At 71.8% G+C, this 18,029-nt stretch carries 19 protein-coding genes and 1 other RNA gene; 11 read left to right on the forward strand and 9 right to left on the reverse strand.

The window, feature by feature from the left end:
• The first annotated feature begins 53 nt into the window (after positions 1-53).
• The 7 genes from ACTHJJ_RS03395 (at position 54) to ACTHJJ_RS03425 (ending at position 5,089) form a co-directional block, all read left to right on the forward strand.
• A complete protein-coding gene (locus tag ACTHJJ_RS03395) occupies positions 54-317 on the forward strand; it encodes a phosphoribosyl-ATP diphosphatase (RefSeq protein WP_440301526.1) in 264 nt (87 codons plus the stop codon).
• Between the two features lie 9 nt (positions 318-326).
• The gene (hisG, locus tag ACTHJJ_RS03400) at positions 327-1,172 is read left to right on the forward strand and encodes an ATP phosphoribosyltransferase (RefSeq protein WP_440301527.1); all 846 of its coding nucleotides are present in this window, start codon (positions 327-329) and stop codon (positions 1,170-1,172) included.
• Positions 1,173-1,175: 3 nt separating this feature from the next.
• Entirely contained in the window at positions 1,176-1,697 is a 522-nt protein-coding gene (locus ACTHJJ_RS03405; protein ID WP_440301528.1) for a PH domain-containing protein, read from the forward strand.
• Positions 1,694-2,248, forward strand: a complete 555-nt coding sequence (locus tag ACTHJJ_RS03410; protein WP_440301529.1) for a flavin reductase family protein — start codon at positions 1,694-1,696, stop codon at positions 2,246-2,248. The genes ACTHJJ_RS03405 and ACTHJJ_RS03410 overlap by 4 nt, the downstream gene beginning before the upstream one ends.
• Positions 2,249-2,332: 84 nt before the next feature.
• The gene (locus tag ACTHJJ_RS03415) at positions 2,333-3,073 is read left to right on the forward strand and encodes a hypothetical protein (RefSeq protein WP_440301530.1); all 741 of its coding nucleotides are present in this window, start codon (positions 2,333-2,335) and stop codon (positions 3,071-3,073) included.
• Positions 3,074-3,167: 94 nt separating this feature from the next.
• Positions 3,168-3,662, forward strand: a complete 495-nt coding sequence (locus ACTHJJ_RS03420) for an RNA polymerase sigma factor (RefSeq protein WP_440301531.1) — start codon at positions 3,168-3,170, stop codon at positions 3,660-3,662.
• Positions 3,659-5,089, forward strand: a complete 1,431-nt coding sequence (locus ACTHJJ_RS03425) for a WD40/YVTN/BNR-like repeat-containing protein (RefSeq protein ID WP_440301532.1) — start codon at positions 3,659-3,661, stop codon at positions 5,087-5,089. Before ACTHJJ_RS03420 ends, ACTHJJ_RS03425 begins: the two co-directional genes overlap by 4 nt.
• Before the next feature lie 35 nt (positions 5,090-5,124).
• On the opposite strand, the gene ACTHJJ_RS03430 is transcribed toward ACTHJJ_RS03425, so the two are convergent.
• Together ACTHJJ_RS03430 and ACTHJJ_RS03435 are read right to left on the reverse strand one after the other, a co-directional pair.
• Positions 5,125-6,336 carry an MFS transporter gene (locus ACTHJJ_RS03430; RefSeq protein ID WP_440301533.1) on the reverse strand — a complete coding sequence of 404 codons (1,212 nt, stop codon included), beginning with the start codon at positions 6,334-6,336 and terminating at the stop codon, positions 5,125-5,127.
• Positions 6,337-6,338: 2 nt separating this feature from the next.
• Complete coding sequence (locus ACTHJJ_RS03435) at positions 6,339-6,914, reverse strand: hypothetical protein (protein ID WP_440301534.1); 576 nt, start codon at positions 6,912-6,914, stop codon at positions 6,339-6,341.
• A gap of 34 nt (positions 6,915-6,948) precedes the next feature.
• Between ACTHJJ_RS03435 and hisF the strand changes: the two genes are divergently transcribed.
• A complete protein-coding gene (gene hisF / locus ACTHJJ_RS03440; protein ID WP_440301535.1) occupies positions 6,949-7,722 on the forward strand; it encodes an imidazole glycerol phosphate synthase subunit HisF in 774 nt (257 codons plus the stop codon).
• Between the two features lie 28 nt (positions 7,723-7,750).
• Here hisF and ACTHJJ_RS03445 read toward each other — a convergent pair whose 3' ends face one another.
• The 4 genes from ACTHJJ_RS03445 to ACTHJJ_RS03460 all read right to left on the reverse strand — a co-directional run bounded on the left by ACTHJJ_RS03445 (position 7,751) and on the right by ACTHJJ_RS03460 (position 12,547).
• Positions 7,751-8,389 (reverse strand): TIGR03085 family metal-binding protein, encoded by a 639-nt coding sequence (locus ACTHJJ_RS03445; protein ID WP_440301536.1) that lies wholly within the window; start codon positions 8,387-8,389, stop codon positions 7,751-7,753.
• Between the two features lie 58 nt (positions 8,390-8,447).
• Complete coding sequence (locus ACTHJJ_RS03450; protein WP_440301537.1) at positions 8,448-10,556, reverse strand: DUF222 domain-containing protein; 2,109 nt, start codon at positions 10,554-10,556, stop codon at positions 8,448-8,450.
• Between the two features lie 114 nt (positions 10,557-10,670).
• Positions 10,671-11,795, reverse strand: a complete 1,125-nt coding sequence (locus ACTHJJ_RS03455; RefSeq protein ID WP_440301538.1) for an SLC13 family permease — start codon at positions 11,793-11,795, stop codon at positions 10,671-10,673.
• A complete protein-coding gene (locus tag ACTHJJ_RS03460) occupies positions 11,792-12,547 on the reverse strand; it encodes a YaaA family protein (RefSeq protein WP_440301539.1) in 756 nt (251 codons plus the stop codon). Before ACTHJJ_RS03460 ends, ACTHJJ_RS03455 begins: the two co-directional genes overlap by 4 nt.
• Before the next feature lie 76 nt (positions 12,548-12,623).
• On the opposite strand from ACTHJJ_RS03460, the gene ACTHJJ_RS03465 reads away from it, so the two are divergent.
• The 3 genes from ACTHJJ_RS03465 to ACTHJJ_RS03475 all read left to right on the forward strand — a co-directional run bounded on the left by ACTHJJ_RS03465 (position 12,624) and on the right by ACTHJJ_RS03475 (position 15,720).
• Positions 12,624-14,066: an RNB domain-containing ribonuclease gene (locus ACTHJJ_RS03465; RefSeq protein ID WP_440301540.1), complete on the forward strand. Its 1,443-nt coding sequence runs from the start codon at positions 12,624-12,626 to the stop codon at positions 14,064-14,066.
• Between the two features lie 90 nt (positions 14,067-14,156).
• An RNA gene (rnpB, locus tag ACTHJJ_RS03470) (RNase P RNA component class A) lies at positions 14,157-14,528 on the forward strand.
• Positions 14,529-14,814: 286 nt separating this feature from the next.
• On the forward strand, positions 14,815-15,720 hold the full coding sequence (locus ACTHJJ_RS03475) for a molybdopterin-dependent oxidoreductase (protein WP_440301541.1): 906 nt from the start codon (positions 14,815-14,817) through the stop codon (positions 15,718-15,720).
• Between the two features lie 377 nt (positions 15,721-16,097).
• On the opposite strand, the gene ACTHJJ_RS03480 is transcribed toward ACTHJJ_RS03475, so the two are convergent.
• The 3 genes from ACTHJJ_RS03480 to ACTHJJ_RS03490 all read right to left on the reverse strand — a co-directional run.
• On the reverse strand, positions 16,098-16,895 hold the full coding sequence (locus tag ACTHJJ_RS03480; RefSeq protein ID WP_440301542.1) for an alpha/beta fold hydrolase: 798 nt from the start codon (positions 16,893-16,895) through the stop codon (positions 16,098-16,100).
• 52 nt (positions 16,896-16,947) lie between these two features.
• A complete protein-coding gene (locus tag ACTHJJ_RS03485) occupies positions 16,948-17,271 on the reverse strand; it encodes a DUF2568 domain-containing protein (protein WP_440301543.1) in 324 nt (107 codons plus the stop codon).
• A 31-nt stretch (positions 17,272-17,302) separates the two neighbouring features.
• On the reverse strand, positions 17,303-18,029 hold a 727-nt coding region (locus tag ACTHJJ_RS03490), incomplete at its 5' end, for a hypothetical protein (protein ID WP_440301544.1).

Raw genomic sequence — 18,029 nt, forward strand, 5'->3', positions numbered from 1 at the left:
ACGGACTGAGCGGGCCGAGGTGAGCGGCATACCCCTCGTTAGGCTGTGGCCCCGTGAAGAGCTTTGAGCAGCTGTACGCGGAGCTGGCCGACAAGGCCGCCACCCGCCCCGACGGCTCGGGCACGGTGCGTGCCCTCGACGCGGGTGTCCACTCGATCGGCAAGAAGATCGTGGAGGAGGCGGCCGAGGTCTGGATGGCCGCCGAGTACCAGTCCCACGACGAGACGGCCGAGGAGATCAGCCAGCTGCTCTACCACCTGCAGGTCCTCATGGTCGCCAAGGGAATCACCCTCGACGACGTCTACGCCCACCTCTGAGGTCGACCGATGCTGAAGATTGCCGTGCCCAACAAGGGGTCCCTGTCCGAGTCGACGACCGAGATGCTCCGCGAGGCGGGCTACCGCACCCGCCGGGAGCCCAAGGAGCTGATCGTGCAGGACCTCGACAACGAGGTCGAGTTCTTCTACCTCCGCCCGCGCGACATCGCGGTCTACGTCGGCGCTGGGACCGTCGACGCCGGTGTCACCGGGCGTGACCTGCTGCTCGACGCGGGGGTCGACGCCATCGAGCTCATGTCGCTCGGCTTCGGCAGCTCGACCTTCAGGTATGCCGCGAAGCCCGGCGTCGTCGCGTCCGTCGCCGACATCGAGGGCAAGCGCGTCGCGACCTCCTACCCCGGGCTGGTCCGCAAGGACCTCGCCGACCGCGGGATCGCCGCCGACGTCGTCCGGCTCGACGGGGCGGTCGAGACCGCCATCACGCTCGGTGTCGCGGACGTCATCGCCGACGTCGTCGAGACGGGCACGACCCTGCGCAACCAGGGGCTCGAGGTGTTCGGGGAGCCGATCCTGCACTCCGAGGCCGTCCTCATCAAGGGCAACCGACCCGGCCCGGAGGTGGCCGTCGACGTCCTCGAGCGCCGGCTCATGGGCGTCCGGACGGCACGCACCTACGTCATGCTCGACTACGACTGCCCGCGGCACCTCGTCGACGAGGCGACCGAGCTGACGCCGGGACTTGAGTCGCCCACCGTCTCACCCCTTCAGGACGAGGAGTGGGTCGCCGTGCGTGCCATGGTGCCCCGATTCGGCCGGAACCGGGTCATGGACCAGCTCTACGACCTCGGCGCCCGGGCGATCCTCGTCACCGACATCGCGGCCTGCCGCCTCTGACCCGTGAGTGACGACATGCCCGACCCGTATCCCGCCACCCCGCGCCAGCCCCACCACCAAGACGCCTTCGCGCCCTTCCGTCCCCGGCGCGGCCGATTCGTCGCGCTCGGCATCGTCTGGGGCGCGCTGATCATCTTCGGCGTCATCGCCGCGCTCCTGCCGACCGTCTCCGGGCACGCTCTCTGGGGCATCGTCGACCGGCTCATGTTCTTCTCGTTCGGCGTCATCATCGCCCTGCTCGCCTGGCGCTTCGCGTCGCTGTCGGCGGTGCCGAGCCGGGAGGGGCTCGTCGTGCGCAACCTCGTCGTCACCCGCCGCCTCGAGTGGACCCAGATCGTCTCGGTCCAGTTCGGCGGGGGAGCGCCGTGGGTCAGCCTCGACCTCGACGACCTCGACACGGTCGCCGTCATGGCGATCCAGAAGGCGGACGGCGCCTTCGGCGAGCAGGAGGCTTCCCGGCTGGTTGCGCTGATCCAGGCCCTCGGCGAGCCTGCCGACCCCGAGGTCGATGGGAACGCCTCGTGACCGAGCCGCGCACGAGCGCGGGGCCGACGCCGGAGCGGATGCGGCACGTTCTCGGCCACTTCGCCACAGGGGTCACCGTCGTGACCGGCCTCGACAGCGAAGGCGGACCGGTGGGCTTCGCCTGCCAGTCCTTCACCTCGGTCTCGCTCGAGCCGCCCCTGGTCCTCTTCTGCGCCGACCATCGCGGCCGGTCGTGGCCACGGATGCGCGACAGCGGCGTCTTCTGCGTCAACATCCTGCGCTACGCCCAGCAGGAGATGGTCGACCGCTTCGGCTCACGGACCGGCGCCCGGTTCGAGGGCCTCGACTGGCACCCGTCATCCTCCGGCGCGCCCGCCCTGCCTGACGTCCTCGCCCGGGTGCACTGCGACATCGACAACGTGCACGTCACCGGCGACCACGACGTCGTCGTCGGCAGGGTCGCCGACCTCGAGCTCGTCCAGCCCGGCCGGCCGCTGCTGTTCTACCGCGGCCGGTTCGCCGTGACGGAGCGGCTCCGCTCGTCCGCGACGCCCCAGGTGACCGGCGGCTGGGACGACTTCTGGGGCTGACCCAGCACACCCCCAACCCCAGCGGGCCCATCGGCGTCTCAAGAACACGGGCGGATCCACCGTCCAGACCCTTGGGAGATCGCCATGAAGATCACATCGGCTTCCGTCACCGCACTGGGGGCGGCCGCGGTCCTCGGAGCTGCGGCCCTCACGGGAGCGGCCCACGCGACGGCCTCGTCCGGCGGCGCGCCCGACCTCGCCGGCCCGCTGAGCGCCTCGGGCGCTCCCGCCCTGGCGGCCGTCACGACGACGAGCCCGGTCGCCTACGCAGACAACCTGGTCCGGGCCTGGGGTCGCGGAGACCGCCAGCAGGTCGACCAGCTCGGGACCGCATCGGTCGCCCGGGCCCTCTTCGCCTACTCCGACCCCGGCGGGGTGAGCTGGCGGCGTACCTGGTCGCTGTGCGCGCCCGGGACCAACTACGCTACCTACCACGACGATGCTCGCGGCGGCACGGTCACCATCGGCGTCAGCGACGTCCTGCTCAGCGAGGGACGCCAGCACGCGGCCTACCAGGTCCGCTTCTCCCAGGCGCACCCGATCGGACCGGTCGCGTACGCCGACCGGCTCGTGCAGGCCTGGGGGCGCGGCGACCGCCGGGCGGCCGCCAGCTACGCCACGCCCCGCGTGGCGAACATCCTCTTCGCCCACGCCGACCCCGGCGGGAGCCACTGGCGCCGCGTCTCCTCGAGCGGTGCGGCGGGGACGACCTATGTCACCTACCACGACGACCTGCACGGCGGGCACCTCGTCCTCGCGGTCCACAACGCGGCCGAGCAGGACGGGCAGCTGCACGCCGTCTATGACGCCCGCTTCACGCGCTGACGTGCGTGTCGTTGCGAGCCGGAGAGCGGCCCACGCCGCCACAATGGTGCGTGGGCCGGTCGCCGACGTGACCCTCCAGTCCGAGGGAGGCCGGATGCGAGGAGCTGACCGCAACGCGGAGCAGGTGGTCCGCGAGATCTACGACGCGCACTACGGGCCCCTCGCCGGGTGGGCCGCCCGGCTGGTCGGAGACCGGGAACTGGGGCACGACTTCGCGACCGAGGCCTTTGTCCGGCTACTGCGGGAGCAGTCGACGGTGCAGGACCCGCGGGCCTGGCTCTACACGGTCACGGCGAACCTCGTGCGCGACCATTGGCGCAAGCAGGGCCGTGAGAGCTCCGCCTACGGCCGCGCCGTTGTCTCCGCGGGCGGTTCGGGAGGGGACCTCGACGCGGCCACCCGCCTCACCGTCCGTGACGTGGTGCTCGCCCTCCCCGACGGCCTGCGGCTGCCGGTGATCCTGCGCTACTACGCCGACCTGCCCGTTGCCGTGGTCGCGGCCCGGCTCGGCAAGTCGGAGGGCGCCGTGAAGCGAGACCTGTTCGATGCCCGTCGACGGATGGCGGCACAGCTGGAGGGCGTGCGATGAGCGACGATCCCCGCAACGGACCGCGGCACGAGTCGGTCGACGACTTCTTCGCCCGGGAGCGCGCCGAGGCCCCGATCCTCGAGCCCGACGAGTCCCGCTGGCACCGGATCGTGGCGACAGCCGGGCGGCGACCGACCCCGTGGGCCCGCTACCTCCTCGCCGCCGCCGCGGTCGTGGCGCTCGCCGGAGCACTGGGCTGGGGGCTGCTGCGGACCGGCCCCGGCCTGACGCCGAGCTCGCCGGCGACCTCCTCGGTCGCCCCGACGACTCACCCCACGACGACCGAGCCGACATCGCCCACTCCGTCGACCTCCCCCGGAGCGCCGACGAGCGCGACGACGGCGCCCACCCCAGGCGGCGGTCCCGTGCCGGCCGGTTTCCGGCTCCGCTCGGTCACGACAGCGGGCAACGGTCGCCTCTTCGCCCTCGGCACCGTGCCCTGCTCCGGTGGCTCGTGCCCGGCGCTCGCGACGTCCAGCGACAACGGTGCGACGTGGAGCCTGCTGCACACCTTCCCGGCCGGGACGGCTGCGGTCGGCACGGGCCCTGGACAGCCTGGTGGGTCGGGCCGGCTCAGCGACGTCCGCTTCGCGAACCCCTCTGTCGGTTGGGTCTTCGGCGGTGGCGTGATGCGGACCACCGACGGCGGCCGCACCTGGCAGGACTACCCGCACCCGGGTGGCGATGTCATCGACCTCGAGACCGACGGGACGGACGTGGTCCTCACGGCCGCTCCCGGCTGCTCCGGCGGCACGTGCCACGGGTCGATCAGCATCGTCCGGGCGCCCGTAAGCGCCGGGGCCGCGAGCGACGTCGCCGGCATGATCGACGGTGGTGCGGGGGTCAGCGGCGCGGGGATCTCCTGGCACGCGGGCCACGCCTACGTGTCACCGGTCGTGCACCCGGCACCCGGGACCCGGCCGCCCGGCCCCGTCGTCGTCCAGCCGGACGGACTGCACGTCGCGGGCCCGAAGGGCTGCGGCAACGGCCAGGGCAGCCAGCTCGTCGCGCCAGTGACGGGATCAGTCCTGTTCGCGGTGTGCCCATCGAGCGGTGCCGCGGGCCACGTGGGCTATGCGGTCGAGTCGAGCTCCGACGGGGGGGCGACGTGGCACGCCGTGAGCACCGACCGGCTGGTCCTCGTCGATGCCGGGCGCACCTCGTTCGCCGCCGCCGACGGCTCGAGCCTGCTCGCCGTTTCGGGTGGCAGCCCGGCCGTTCACGGCTCGATGGCTGTCAGCACGGACGGAGGGGTGACCTGGGCGCCGCCCAGCGGGGCTCCGGCCCTCCCGTCAGATGGCTGGGCGTGGGTCGGTGCCCCGGGTGGGTCGGTCTACTACGCGCTCTCGGCCGACTCGGCGGGCGGCTACTGGAAGACCACCGACGGGGGGCAGACCTGGGCGCAGGTCGCCGTCGCCGGGCCATGACCCGCGGGTCACCGACATGGCGGCGGTGACCCGCGTCAGGCCACCTTGGTCAGCCCCGGGCGCAGCCGGAGCGCCACGAGCGACTGGACGATGCCGATGACGCCGAGGATCAGCCACGTGACCGACAGCGTCCCGATGTGGTCGCGGATCGCCCCCATCGCGAGCGGGCCGACCGACGCGAGCGTGTAGCAGACGAGGAAGCCCATGCCGCTCAGCCGCGCACTCGCGCCCGGTGTCCGGGCGTAGCGGACGAGCAGGACGAGTCCAAGTGAGAACGCCGACCCCTGACCGAGCCCGATGACGAACGCCCACACCCACGGGGCAGCGAGCGGGGCGAGGTAGACGCCGAAGCAGCCGATGACGCTGAGCGCCGCGGAGACGAGCAGCAGCACCCGCATGTCGCGGACGCGGTCGCTGATGACCGGGCCGAAGAGTCCCGAGATGATCTGCGCGGTCGTGAAGGCCGCGAGCAGGTAGCCCGCGCCGGCCTTGGACCAGCCGTGCTCGACGTAGGTGGGGGCGAACCACGCGATCGACGAGTAGAAGCACCACGACTGCAGGGCCAGGTAGATGGCGACGGTCCACGCCGTGAGGCTGCGCCATGGCAGCCCGCCGGGCCTGGCCTCCCCACGGATGTGGTGCGGGTTGGCCCGGAGCGCGAACGGCGCCCAGATGAGGACGCCGAGCGCTGCGAGGATGGACCACGACCCGAGCGAGCCCTGCCACGAGCCGAGTGCGTCTGCCAGGGGGACGGCAACGGCGGATGCGAGGGTGGCACCGCCGAGCATGCCGGCCATGTAGAGACCGGTCACGAGACCGACCCGTTCGGGCGGGAAGAAGGCCTTGACGAGCTGGGGCAGGAGGGTGCCGGCGATCGAGATGCCGACGCCGGCGAGGAAGGTGCCGAGATAGAGGAGCACGACGTGGCCGCCGAACCCTCGCCCGACCGTACCGAGCAGGATGGCCACCGCCGAGAAGAGCACCGCGACGACCGCGCCCACTCGATGGGCGAGCCGGCTCGCGAGCGGCGCGAAGACTCCCATGCAGAGGACCGGCAGGGCCGTGAGCAGTCCGGCCATCGCGTGGCTGAGGCCGAGGCCCGCCGAGATCGTGTCGATGAGCGGGGGGACGCTCGTCATGGTCACCCGGAGGTTGACGGCAACCGCGAGCAGGGCGACCACCATGATCCAGAAGGACGGCAGGGGGCGCGGTCGGGTTTGCGTCGACGACTCGTGCTGGGTGGTCACCCTCAGACCGTAGTCGTGTCGATCACGAGGTCAGCACGCTGTCTCGTCCCGTCGCGCTCGAACAGCGCGCGCTCCTGGGCGGCCCACCGTTCCCAGTGCGGCGCGTACGTCTGCCCGTCGCGGCGCAGGCCGCGTGTCCGGCGCAGCGAGGTGTCGGCGTCGAGGAAGACGCGCACCGCGGCATACGCCCCTGCAGGCATGACGCTGGAACCGCAGCCGTCCACGACGACGTATGGCGCAGGGAGGACGACGTGCTCCTCGGCCCACTCGTCACGGTTCCAGTCCCAACGCCGGTATGCCGCTGGGCGGCCTTCCGACATCGGCCGCAGGACCCGCGTGGTGAGGATGTCGACCGACTCGGCGAGGCCGTCCCAGCCCGGGTAGATGAGGTCGAGGTGGACCACCTGCGCCTCGAGGGCGGCCGCCACGGCGGCTGCGAGCGTCGTCTTGCCGGACCCGCTGTAGCCGTCCACGGCGACGACCACCGTTGCGCCGCAACGGGGCTCGGAGGCGCGGGCCAGCGGGACGACCGCTGCCACGTGGGCGGGATCGGCCGGTTCCGTGATCTGGTCCCACATGCTCGTGACCTTACCGAGCGCCTACCCTGACGCCATGACCGTGGCCACGAGGGTGATCCCCTGTCTCGACGTCGACGCGGGCCGTGTCGTGAAGGGCGTCAACTTCGAGAACCTGCGGGACGCCGGGGACCCGGTCGAGCTCGCGCACCTCTACGACCGGCAGGGCGCCGACGAGCTGACCTTCCTCGACGTCACGGCGAGCAGCGGCGACCGGGAGACGACCTATGACGTGGTGCGGCGCACCGCGGAGCAGGTCTTCATCCCGCTCACCGTCGGTGGCGGCGTGCGGTCGGTGACGGACGTCGACCGGCTCCTCCGGGCGGGTGCCGACAAGGTCGGCGTCAACACGGCCGCGATCGCCCGGCCCGAGCTGCTCGCGGAGATCTCGGACCGGTTCGGGGCACAGGTGCTCGTCCTGTCGGCCGACGTGCGGCGCCGCCGGGGTGCCGATGGAGAGCCGACCGGCGACTTCGTCATGACCACCCACGGGGGCCGCACCCCGGTCGACCTCGACGCCATCGAGTGGTGTGCGCGGGCGGCGGAGCTCGGGGCGGGCGAGATCCTGCTCAACTCGATGGACGCCGACGGGACGAAGGAGGGATTCGACCTCGACCTGATCCGGCAGGTTCGGGCGGCCGTCTCCGTCCCGGTCATCGCGTCCGGGGGTGCCGGCCGCGTCGAGCACTTCGCGCCGGCGGTCCGGGCCGGGGCCGACGCCGTGCTCGCTGCGAGCGTGTTCCACTTCCGGGAGCTCACGGTGGGCGACGTCAAGGCCTCGCTGCGGGAGGCCGGTGTCGTCGTCCGCTGACGTCTGCGGGGCGGTCGCGCCGCCCGCCTTAGATGCTCAGCCGCGTCGCCTGGAGGGCCGCGATGTCGTCGGCGTCACCCGAGAGGTCCACTTGCGCGACGCCGGTGCGCCCGAAGGCGAACAGGACCAGTTCCTGGGCCGCACCACGGATGACGACGGTGCCCCGGTCGTCGGGGAGCTTGGCGGCGGTCCGGCCCAGGCCTTCCGCGACGAGGACGATCCCGGTGGGCGAGCGCCGGAAGGCGAGCCGCGCGAAACGCCGCAGGTCGGTCCAGAGGTGTCGCTCGTGCTCACTGTCGAGATCGCGGGCCGTCCACCCGTCCTGCGCTCGCCGGACGTCCTCGTGGTGGACGAAGAACTCGAGCCGGTTGGTCCGTTCGTCGACCGCCTCCCACGACATCGGGTTCCAACTCGGTGCGCCCTGGCGGATCCGCGCGATGAGCTCGGGGTAGGCGCTGTTGGCGATCCGCCGCATCTCTCGCTTGGCCCGGTCGCGCACGAAGGGCAGGTGCTCACCGACGGCGAGGTCGGGCCTCGAGTCGCGGATGACGACGTGCGCCGCGAGGTCGCGGGTCTGCCAGCCCGTGCAGAGGGTGGGAGCGTCGGGACCGAGCCGGTCGAGGTCGTCGGCGAGCAGGAGCCGTTCGGAGCGCGCGTCGCGGGTCATGGGGCCCATCCTCCCAAAACGCGCCCGTCGCGGTGGCCTGCGCGTCCCACCGCGGGTCTCAGCCGGCGAGGTGCCGTTCGATTTCTGTCTCGAGCGGGCTGCGGTGCCAGCTGCGCAGGTCGATGACGATGCCGCGGCCGTAGGAGCCGCCGGCCAGGGCGGGTGCGGGCTCGAGCCGACCCTGGTCGTGTGTGGGCTCGGGTGGGGTCCCCGGGCCCGGCAGGACCGGTGGGGCGAGCGAGGTGTACGTGTGTCCGGTGGGGGTGGTCAGCTGCACGGTGTGCGGGAGTGCCCTGCTCGGCTCGCGGTCGATGCTGTCGATGCGGTCGCTGCTGCCGGGGTTGTCGCCGGGGTGGCCGACAGGGGTGCCGTTGGCGACGGGGCCGGGGTGGGTGACCCGGGCATGGAAGCCGGGGTGGATGACGCGGGCATGGAAGCCGGGGTGGATGACGCGGGCATGGAAGCCGGGGAGGTCTTTGACGAGGTTGCAGCGCACGCAGAGGCCCTGGCCGTTGGCGGCGGTGGTGGGTCCGCCCTCGGCGTGGGGCTGGATGTGGTCGAGGTGGCGGATCGGCGCATCGCACCACGGGGTGCGGCAGACCCCGTCGCGGGCGATCAGGTAGCGGCGCAGGCCGGCGTCGAACAGGCGCCGTCGGGAGTCCATGGTCACGAGGGTGCCGGTGCCCGGGTCGGTGTAGAGACGGCGCAGCCAGGTGTGGGCGCGGCGGGACTGCCGCGGCGATGCGGCGGGTGGGGCGACTGCTCCCGGTTCCGGTGGGGGTGGGCGGAGCGGGGGTGGGTCTGGCTGGGCCCCGTCAGAGTCGTGCATCAAGTCGCCGGCGTCGGTGTCGTCCAGGTCGTTGGCCGCATCAAGGAGGTCGCCCAAGTCGTCGAGGTCGTTGGCCGCATCGAGGAGGTCGCCCAGCGTGTCGAGGTCGTTGGGCGCGAGGAGGTCGCCCGAGTCGTCACAGTCGGCCTCGCCTTCGGGGGGATGCTCGGTGCCGGTCCGGTCCGTGTCGTCGGTGTCGGGTTCGTCGGCGCTGAGGTCGTCGGGGGTGAGGCCGTCGGGGGTGAGCAGGTGGCGTACCCAGGCGGCGGGGACCGGTCCGTAGCCCGGGATGTGGGCGGCGGTGTCGTCGCCGCCGAAGAGGGCGCGGTCGGTGATGATGACCTGGACCTCGATCGGGATGTCGGTGGCGGCGCGTTGTCCGGTGACGAGGGCGACGAGGGTGTCGGCCATGAGCTGGCCGGTGGAGCGGGGGTCGCCGGCGGCTTTGGCGGTGGCCGCGGCGCGGGCGAGGGCGGCGTGCACGGCGACGGCCTGGGCGACGGGCAGGACCGCGGTGAGCAGGGCCATGGTGTCGGGGATGGGGCGCAGGGTGACGCGTCGGTCGGACTCGGCGGTGCGGGCGCGCTCGGTGGCGGCGGCCGCGTCGAGCCGGTCGGCGCAGGCGCGGACATGGCGTTCGAGCTCGCGGTCGCCCCAGGTGCCGACCGTCTCGGGGTGGGCGCCGATGACCTGCGCGTCGACGGTGGCGGCGAGCTCGGCGCTCAGGTGGCTGGTGTGGCGGGCGACCAGGCAGGCGCGGTGTTCGTTGAGCCGCCCGGCGCTCAGGGCGGCCAGGGTGTGTGGCAGGTGGCGGGTCAGCGCGAGGGCAGTGCTGACGATCCGGGTGCCCTTGGCCGGGGACTCGCGGCGGGCCAGCGCGACCTGCGCGGCGACCCCGGCGCGCGGGTTGCGCGCCCGGCGCGTCCCAGCAGACGAGCGCCCGGAGGCGCGATCCGACCCGCCGCCCCCACCGTGCCCGCCACCGTCCCCGCGGTGAGCGTCGGTGGCCGGGGTGAACTCGTGGCGGCGGGCCTGCTCCCGGGCGGCGCACCACCCGTCGAAGTCGGACGCGTCCGAGCAGGCCCGAGCCTGGTCGCGCCACTGCCTGGCGAGCTCGGCCTGCGAGTCGACGAACCGGTCCGTGATCCGCGCCTGCGCCGCGGCGCAGGCGGCCTTGACCTTCTCCAGCGCGCTCAGCTGGTCGATCCGCTCGGAGTCCGACACGTCCAGGTCCAGCTCGCCGAGGCGGGCGGCCAGCTCGGTCAGCTGCTCGCTCGACCAGTCAGCCTCGGATCCCGCCGCGAGGGCGGAACCCGAGGTGATCACGTCGTCGAACATGTTGTCGATTCTACCCGGGAGTCGAACACTGCGGGGGGTTCATCCACAGCGAATCCGGTTGGACGACATGCGGATTCGCGCCCGGAGCAACGAGCGTAGAGGTGTGAGATCAACCTAGAGGGAGGTGCTGACAGTGGCCGCCACGACGACCACGACGGCGCACAGAAGCCCCTGCAGGGCCAGCTGGCGCACGCTCACGGCCAGTCCCGCCCGCCGGCACTGCCGGAGCCACAGGATCGTGGCCACCGACCCCCAGGGAATGACGAGGGGGCCTGCGTTGACGCCGATGAGCAGGGCCGCGAGTCGCGTCGGCGCGTCCGACACAGTCGGTTCGAGAGCCAGATACGCGGGCAGGTTGTCGATGGCGTTGGCGGACACGGCACCGATCCCACTGACACGCAGCAGGTCCAACGTCCTTGTGCCGGTACCCATGACCGACCGGAGCACCTCTTCCAGCCCGTGTCGGAGTGCCGTGTCGACGACGAGGAAGAGCACGCAGAGGGCGGCGACCGTGAGCCAGGGAGGGCGGATGCCCCGGAGCAGCACCGGCGCTCGAACCGACGTGAGCACGAGCAGGGCGAGCGCGGCGGCGACAGCCGGGTAGGCGGGCTGGACGCCGATGACGAAGCCGGCCGCCATGAGGAGGACCACCACGCCCGCCATGAGCATGAGACCGGGGTCGTGCGGCTCGGCCCGCGGGGGCGCCGAGAAGTGTCCGGCAAGGCTGCGGCGGTTGACGAGCCAGAGGACCGCCACCGTCATGACCACCGCGACGAGAGCGGGTCGCCACATGAGTGCGATGTAGCCACGGGCGTCGAGCCCGAGGGCGGAGAAGGGTCGCCGGGCAAGCAGGTTCGTCAGATTTGAGACAGGCAGCAGGAGGGAGCCGGTGTTCGCGAGCCAGAGGGTAGTCATGGCGAACGGCGTCGCCGCGGCGCCGACCTGCCGCGCGACGACGATCGCGACCGGCGTCAGCAGTACGGCCGTCGTGTCGAGGCTGAGCAGGATCGTCGAGACCGTCGACAGGCTCGCGATCAGGAGCCACAGGACGACGACCCGGCCTCCGGCCAGCCTTGCAGCCCAGTGGGCTGCGGCGTCGAACAGCCCTGCCGCGTCGCAGATCTCGGCGACGACAGTGAGCGCGACGAGGAAGACGAGGATCGGCACCACCCGGTCCACGAGGGCGTCGACGTCGACGATGGGGCCGACCGAGGGGAGGGCGGCCTGAGCGAGTGTCACCCGCCTGATCGTGTGCTGGTGGAGAGAACCCAGGGCCGGCCCGGGCGGGTCGGGGGAGCGAGTGATACGTCGAAGCCGTCCGAGAGGGCCTCGCCGAGGGCCGCAGGGGTCCGAGGGGTCGCGCCACTGCCGGCGAGGTGGCGTGCTACCAGGCCCCTCGTGTGCTTGGCCATGTGGGTGGCACCCGGCACGACGATCTGGACCCACCGGGTAGCGAGCTCGCCCCGGGGAGTCCAGGCAGCGGCATACGTGCTCGATCGGCAGTCCACGATGACGCCCCGGCCAGCGGCCTCGGGAAGGACCCGTTCGAGCTCCGGCCGCCAGGCCGCCGCGAGCGCACCGACTCCGGGGAGGTTCACCGACATGGAGAGCCGGTAGGCGGGGATCCGATCGGACAGGCGGACCGCGCCGAAGAGGGCCGACTGGACGACGACAGAGCGGGTGGCCCGACGTTTCGCGCCCGCGTCGAGGGATGCGAGTTCGAACGCGTCGTACAGCACTCCGGAGTAGACCTCTCCCGCCGGCGCGGTCGGTGCCGTGCGCAGGCGCGTGTTCCGTGCCACCTCCTCGGTCAGGTTGGGAGAGACGCCCAGAACGGCATACGGGTCCGACTCCGAGCTCACCTTCTCGACGGCCGCGATGACCTCATCCCGGAGCGGCGTCAGCGTCGGGAACGAGAGGGCGCCGAGGTCGAGGGAGCGACCCCGCCGACGCTGTGTCTTGCCCTCGGACGGCGGCAGGAGGATGAGCACGAGCCACAGCGTAGGGAACACTCCTGAGCGGCGCTGCACCGTCCATCGAGGCCGGCGGCTGCGTAGTCTGGCGCCCATGGCAAAGCGGAGCATCGTCTACCGCCGGCTGCCCGAGCCCGGCGCGATCGGTCGGCAGCTGGCGCAGCGCTTCGCCGAGATCCGTCGGGAGTTCGAGGTGCCCGAGGACTTCCCGCCCCAGGTCATCGTCGAGGCGCAGCAGGCGGCGACGTCTGCTACTCCGCCTGACCGGGACGCGACCGACGTACCGTTCGTCACGATCGACCCCGCGGGATCGAAGGACCTCGACCAGGCGATGCACCTCGAGCGGCAGGGCGACGGATACCGCGTCCGTTACGCCATCGCGGACGTGCCGGCGTTCGTGCGGCCCGGCGGTGCGATCGACGTCGAGGCGAGGCACCGGGGCCAGACGATCTACTGCCCGGACATGCGGGTCCAGCTCCACCCGAGTGAGCTCAGCGAAGGTGCGACCAGTCTCCTGCCCGATGAGGTGCGTCCCGCCTTCGTCTGGGACATCACGCTTGGTCCGGGCGGTGAGCAGACGGCCGTCTCCGTCGCGCGTGCCCTGGTGCGCAGTGTGCGCCGCTACGACTACGACGAGGTGCAGCGCGCGGTCGACATGGGCACCGCCGACGAACCCCTCATGCTGCTCAAGGAGATCGGCGACAAGCGAGTCGCCTTGGAGCAGAAGCGCGGTGGGGCAAGCCTCCCGCTGCCGGAGCAGGTGGTGCAGGAGGACGGCAAGGGCGGCTTCTCCGTGTCGTTCCGACCACTCCTGCCAGCCGAGGACTGGAACGCGCAGATCTCGCTGCTCACCGGCATCGCCGCGGCCCAGCTCATGCTGGACGGCGGCATCGGGATCCTCCGCACGATGCCGGCACCGGAGCCGAAGGAACTGGACCGCTTCCGGTGTCAGGCCGCAGCCGCCGGGGTGCCGTGGCCCGAGGAGCAGACGTATGGCGCATTCCTCCGGACGCTCGACCGCACCGATCCGCGCCACCTCGCACTCATCCACGAGGCGACCGCGCTTTTCCGGGGGGCGGGCTATACGCCGTTCGACGGCACCCTGCCGGAGCAGCGTGAGCACGCCGCCGTGGCGAGCGTCTACGCCCACGTCACCGCGCCCTTGCGGCGCCTCGTCGACCGCTTCGGACTCGTCGTCTGCGAAGCCCTGTCGCAAGGGACCGAGGTGCCCGGCTGGGCTCGTCAGGCTCTGCCCCTGCTCCCCGTCCTCATGGGCGAGTCGGACCGGCGCGCCGGTGGTGTCGAGCGGGGCTGCACCGATGCCGTCGAGGCCGCCGAGCTGCAGCCTCTGGTCGGCAAGACGGTCGAGGCCATCGTGGTGGACGCCGCGAACGGCAAGAGCGTCACGGTCCAGTTCTCCGAACTGGCCGTGCTCGCCAAGGCGTCCGGCCATGCTGAGCCGGGCGCATCCGTCCGGGTCAGGGTCGACGGGGCGGACATCGCGACGGGAAAGATCGAGCTGACGGTAGTTGCCTGAGTCGCGCCGCCTCTGTCGTCCGGGTGGCGAACGCGAGGGCGCGGCCGCGCGCACGACGGTGAGCGGCATACCCCTTATGCTGGACGCGGATGAGTCGGCCGGGCGGTCGCGTCAGGACTTCGGTCCTGCCGAGGAACGTCCGGGCTCCATAGGGCAGGGTGGTGGCCAACAGCCACCCGGGGTGACCCGCGGGACAGTGCCACAGAAATCAGACCGCCAGCCACGTGCTGGTAAGGGTGAAACGGTGGTGTAAGAGACCACCAGCGCTCCAGGTGACTGGGGCGGCTCGGTAAACCCCACCCGGAGCAAGCCCAGACAGCGCACGTTCGAGACCGGCCCGGTCGAGTGCGCGGGTAGGGCGCTGGAGCCGGTCAGCAATGACCGGCCGAGATGGATGGCCGCCACCGCGCCACCGGCAACGGGGGCGCGGGACAGAACCCGGCGTACAGGCCGACTCATCCACTTTCAAGTCTCTGACCTGCGGTTATGTGACCGGGGACGGTCTGCGGTCCGCAAATGGTCCGCAGCCGGTCCGAGCGCGTGATGCTCGAGGTCCCCCGCCCTCGAGGCTGCATGTAGTCGTTCAGGCTGCCCGACAGACCTGGCCGGCCCGGCGGCATACTGAATGATGGTCCTGTTGCACCGGCCGGGCAGGCGGACCAACCGCGCGCTCCTTCTGCTCCTGACGGGAGCTTTCCTGACCGGCTGGCTCGACTTCGGGGTCGAGGGTCCTCTGACGTCCAGAGCCGTGAGTGTCCTTCACGGCGTCTTGGGCCTGGGCCTTCTCGTCCTCGTCCCGTGCAAGAGCGTGATCGTGCGACGCGGACTGCGGCGCCAGCGGGGGCACGCCCTCGGGATCGCGTTGGCCGTCGTGGTCGCCCTCAGCCTCGCTGCAGGCATCGCGCACAGCATCCTCGGGCCTTTCGAGGTTGCTGGGGTCACTGTCCTCGACGCGCACGTCGCGTTTGCCGTTGCGGCAGTACCGCTCGTCCTGCTCCACGTGAGGGGTCGGCGACAGCGACCTCGTGCGGCCGACCTGACCCGACGAACCGCGTTGCGCGCAATCGCCCTGCTTGGGGCCGCGGCCATTGGATACGGCGTGCTGGAGTCGGCGACGTCGGTGGCACGTCTACCGGGCGCCCGCCGGCGCGCGACCGGGTCGTATGAGGCCGGATCCGGCGAACCCATCGCGATGCCGATCACACAGTGGTTCACAGACGAGGTGCCCTCCGTGGACCCAAGCGCCTACCAGTTGGCCGTCACCCGGACTGGTGAGCCGGCGAGGCGGCTCACCTACGACGAACTGCTCTCGATGAGCGACACGACCCGCGCCGCAGTGTTGGACTGCACCGGTGGTTGGTGGGCCGTGCAGTCATGGCGTGGCATCCGGATGGACACCCTGCTGGGAGCGGTGGACCACGGATCGATCTGGGTGCGGTCGGTCACCGGCTACACCAGGGGCTTCCCGTGGCAGGACGCCGCGACGATGATGCTCGCCACACATGCCGCCGGTGTCCCGCTCTCGCCCGGCCACGGTGGACCGGTCAGGCTGGTCGCGCCCGGACGCCGGGGCTTCTGGTGGGTGAAGTGGGTCGAACAGGTCAGCGTCGAACCGCGCCCGTGGTGGTCGGAGCCGCCATTCCCTCTGCAGTGAGCCCGGGTCCCGACCTCCCGCGGAGCGCGGCGCCCAGCTCGGGAACTGCCCGGCTCTACGAAATCCGCCTTGGTGCCACGCCGCCCATGTCGCCAGCGCCTGTCGGCCCTGCGATCGCTATCGTGCTGTGCATGATCTAGCGGGTTGCTCTTCCTGCCGTTGGGGGCAATCCGTGACGACAGTGGTGCTCGACCTTGGTGGCGTTGTCGTGCTCTGGGGGCCCGGTCCCGGCGGTCGCGGCGGCCGTCGGCAGGGAGCAGGCAGAGGCCGAGACGATCCACCACGCCCCGAGCTCTTCCCCTTCACCGACGCCGCCACTTTGCTGCGCGATCTGCAGAGGCGCGCCCTGATCGACTGAGGCGGCAAGCCGCCCCTGTCTAGGTGAGCCCGCCCAGGAAGGATTCGACCTCGGCCACGGCTTGCGGGTGGGCGAGCGTCGTGTAGTGGTCGCCGCCATCGATCGTGACGAGGCGGGCGTGCGGAATGGTTCGAGCGGCCCGCTCGGAGTGGGCGTAGGGCACGTTGACGTCGGCGGTGCCGTGCACGAGCAGAGTCGGCACGGAGATGTCGGCGAGGCAGTCGGGGACGAAGGTGGCGGCCTGGTCGGCGTCGTTGGCCGTCCCTGCCTTGCGAGTGTCCATGGGGAACATCGTCGGCGTGAGGACCTGCAACGTGGCGATAGTGCGCGGGTCGCCGGCTGCGGCTCGTGGTAGTGCCAGTCGCGGAGTGTGTTGGACCGCCTTCACGAGTAGCTTGCCGCCGAGTCGCGAGCTGAGCGGGCCACGAAGCAGGTTGCCCACGGTGAGTTCGGTCGGTCCAGTCACGGCTTCCCAGAGCACCATCCGGGCCACGCGGTGCGGATGGCGCACGGCGAGCTTGACGGCGGACATGCCGCCACCCGAGACCCCGAGAACCACGGCGCGCCCGACACCGAGATCGTCGAGGAGTGCCGCAGCGGCGTCCGCTTGTTCTTCCGGAGTGCGTCCCGTCTCCAGTGGGGTGCCGAGATACCCGGGCCGGGTTGGCGCGATCACTGGGGCGTCGATGTTGAGCATCCCCGCGAGCGCGAGCGCCTGGTCGCAGCCGCCCGGCGTCCCGTGAAGCAGGAGCACCGGTATGCCGGACCCGCGCTCGTCGTACTGCAGCGGGCCGCGGGTGGTCATGGTTTCGAGCACGTCGTCATCCTCTGTTCGTCGTTGAGCGGGGGCGTTGTCGTGAGGGGCGTTGTCACTGAGCGAGCAGTGCCATCAGCGCGGCGTTGGCTGCGGCGACGACGGCGAAGCCGAGAGCGAAACGCGGCCGGCCGAGCCGCACGATGCTGAGTGCCGCTGCCCCGAAGACCACGATCTGGGCCGTGGCACGCAGCCAGGAGGGGACGCCGGGTCCGTGGACGACGGTCGCCCAGACGGTTGCCACGGCCAGCGGAGCAGCGGCAGCCGCCGCCGAGCGCAACACCACTGGCTGGATACTGCGCACGGCAAGGACCGTCACAGCCGCGAGCACCGTGAGCTCGAGCAGGAACCGGATCGCGAGATTCGCGCTCTGGAGCATGGGACAGCCCTCCTTTACCGTGGTCGCCCGGTCAGCGCCGGCGCAGGACCGAAACGGAGACGGTGAGGGTCCACAGCAGCAGGAGGGGGAGCGAGACCGTCAGCAAACCCGTGAGCACCGCGTTGGAGACCAGGAAGGCGGCGCCGCCGACAGGCAGCAGCGGCACGAGGATGAGGGCGATCCAACCCGGGATTCGAGCGGGTCGGTCACAGTGGCGCAGAGCAGTGCTGGCGGCGGCGACGAAGCCGGCGAGGAGCACCAGTTTGATGCTGTCAGCGATGTTGATGCTGTGGAACAGGGTCGCGCTCTGGGCAGCCGACGCGGTCTCCGGTCGCCAGGCCGCGGCGACGCCCAGCCCCGCCTGTCCCAGCGACACGACGGCAGCGGCGAGCCCGGCGGCCCGGGTCACCCGCGATGAGCCAGATCGCGTGGCGGCCGAGTGGCGAGCGGTGCCGAGCGCCAGGAGTGCGAGAGCGAGACCCGCCATGCCATGTACGAGCAGCGACTGCACCAGCGCGGCGCCGGAGTGCTCCACGTAGAAGGAGTGGACCGATGCATCCGAGGCGGTGCCTGCCGGAGCGGTCGGGCCCGCCAGCAGTCCGGTGATCCAGGCGCTGACGTACAGCGCGCCAGCGAGTGCCGTGCCCCGGGCGAGGACAGCACGGGTGTGGGTGAGGGGGGAGGTGTTGGTCGATGTGGCGAGAGTCATGGCGACCTCCGGCGGAGTGCGGATATCAGGCGGGATGGGATGCGGGTAG

Source organism: Intrasporangium sp., assembly GCF_051961875.1.
Taxonomy (GTDB): Bacteria; Actinomycetota; Actinomycetes; order Actinomycetales; family Dermatophilaceae; genus Intrasporangium_A.

Bases quoted from the DNA above. Each gene is read 5' to 3' on its own strand.
- hisG (WP_440301527.1), top strand. From the start codon at position 327: ATGCTGAAGATTGCCGTGCCCAACAAGGGGTCCCTGTCCGAGTCGACG.
- ACTHJJ_RS03415 (WP_440301530.1), top strand. From the start codon at position 2,333: ATGAAGATCACATCGGCTTCCGTCACCGCACTGGGGGCGGCCGCGGTC.
- ACTHJJ_RS03485 (WP_440301543.1), bottom strand. From the start codon at position 17,271: ATGCTCCAGAGCGCGAATCTCGCGATCCGGTTCCTGCTCGAGCTCACG.
- ACTHJJ_RS03465 (WP_440301540.1), top strand. From the start codon at position 12,624: ATGGCAAAGCGGAGCATCGTCTACCGCCGGCTGCCCGAGCCCGGCGCG.
- ACTHJJ_RS03445 (WP_440301536.1), bottom strand. From the start codon at position 8,389: ATGACCCGCGACGCGCGCTCCGAACGGCTCCTGCTCGCCGACGACCTC.
- ACTHJJ_RS03420 (WP_440301531.1), top strand. From the start codon at position 3,168: ATGCGAGGAGCTGACCGCAACGCGGAGCAGGTGGTCCGCGAGATCTAC.
- ACTHJJ_RS03435 (WP_440301534.1), bottom strand. From the start codon at position 6,914: ATGTGGGACCAGATCACGGAACCGGCCGATCCCGCCCACGTGGCAGCG.
- hisF (WP_440301535.1), top strand. From the start codon at position 6,949: ATGACCGTGGCCACGAGGGTGATCCCCTGTCTCGACGTCGACGCGGGC.
- ACTHJJ_RS03425 (WP_440301532.1), top strand. From the start codon at position 3,659: ATGAGCGACGATCCCCGCAACGGACCGCGGCACGAGTCGGTCGACGAC.
- ACTHJJ_RS03450 (WP_440301537.1), bottom strand. From the start codon at position 10,556: ATGTTCGACGACGTGATCACCTCGGGTTCCGCCCTCGCGGCGGGATCC.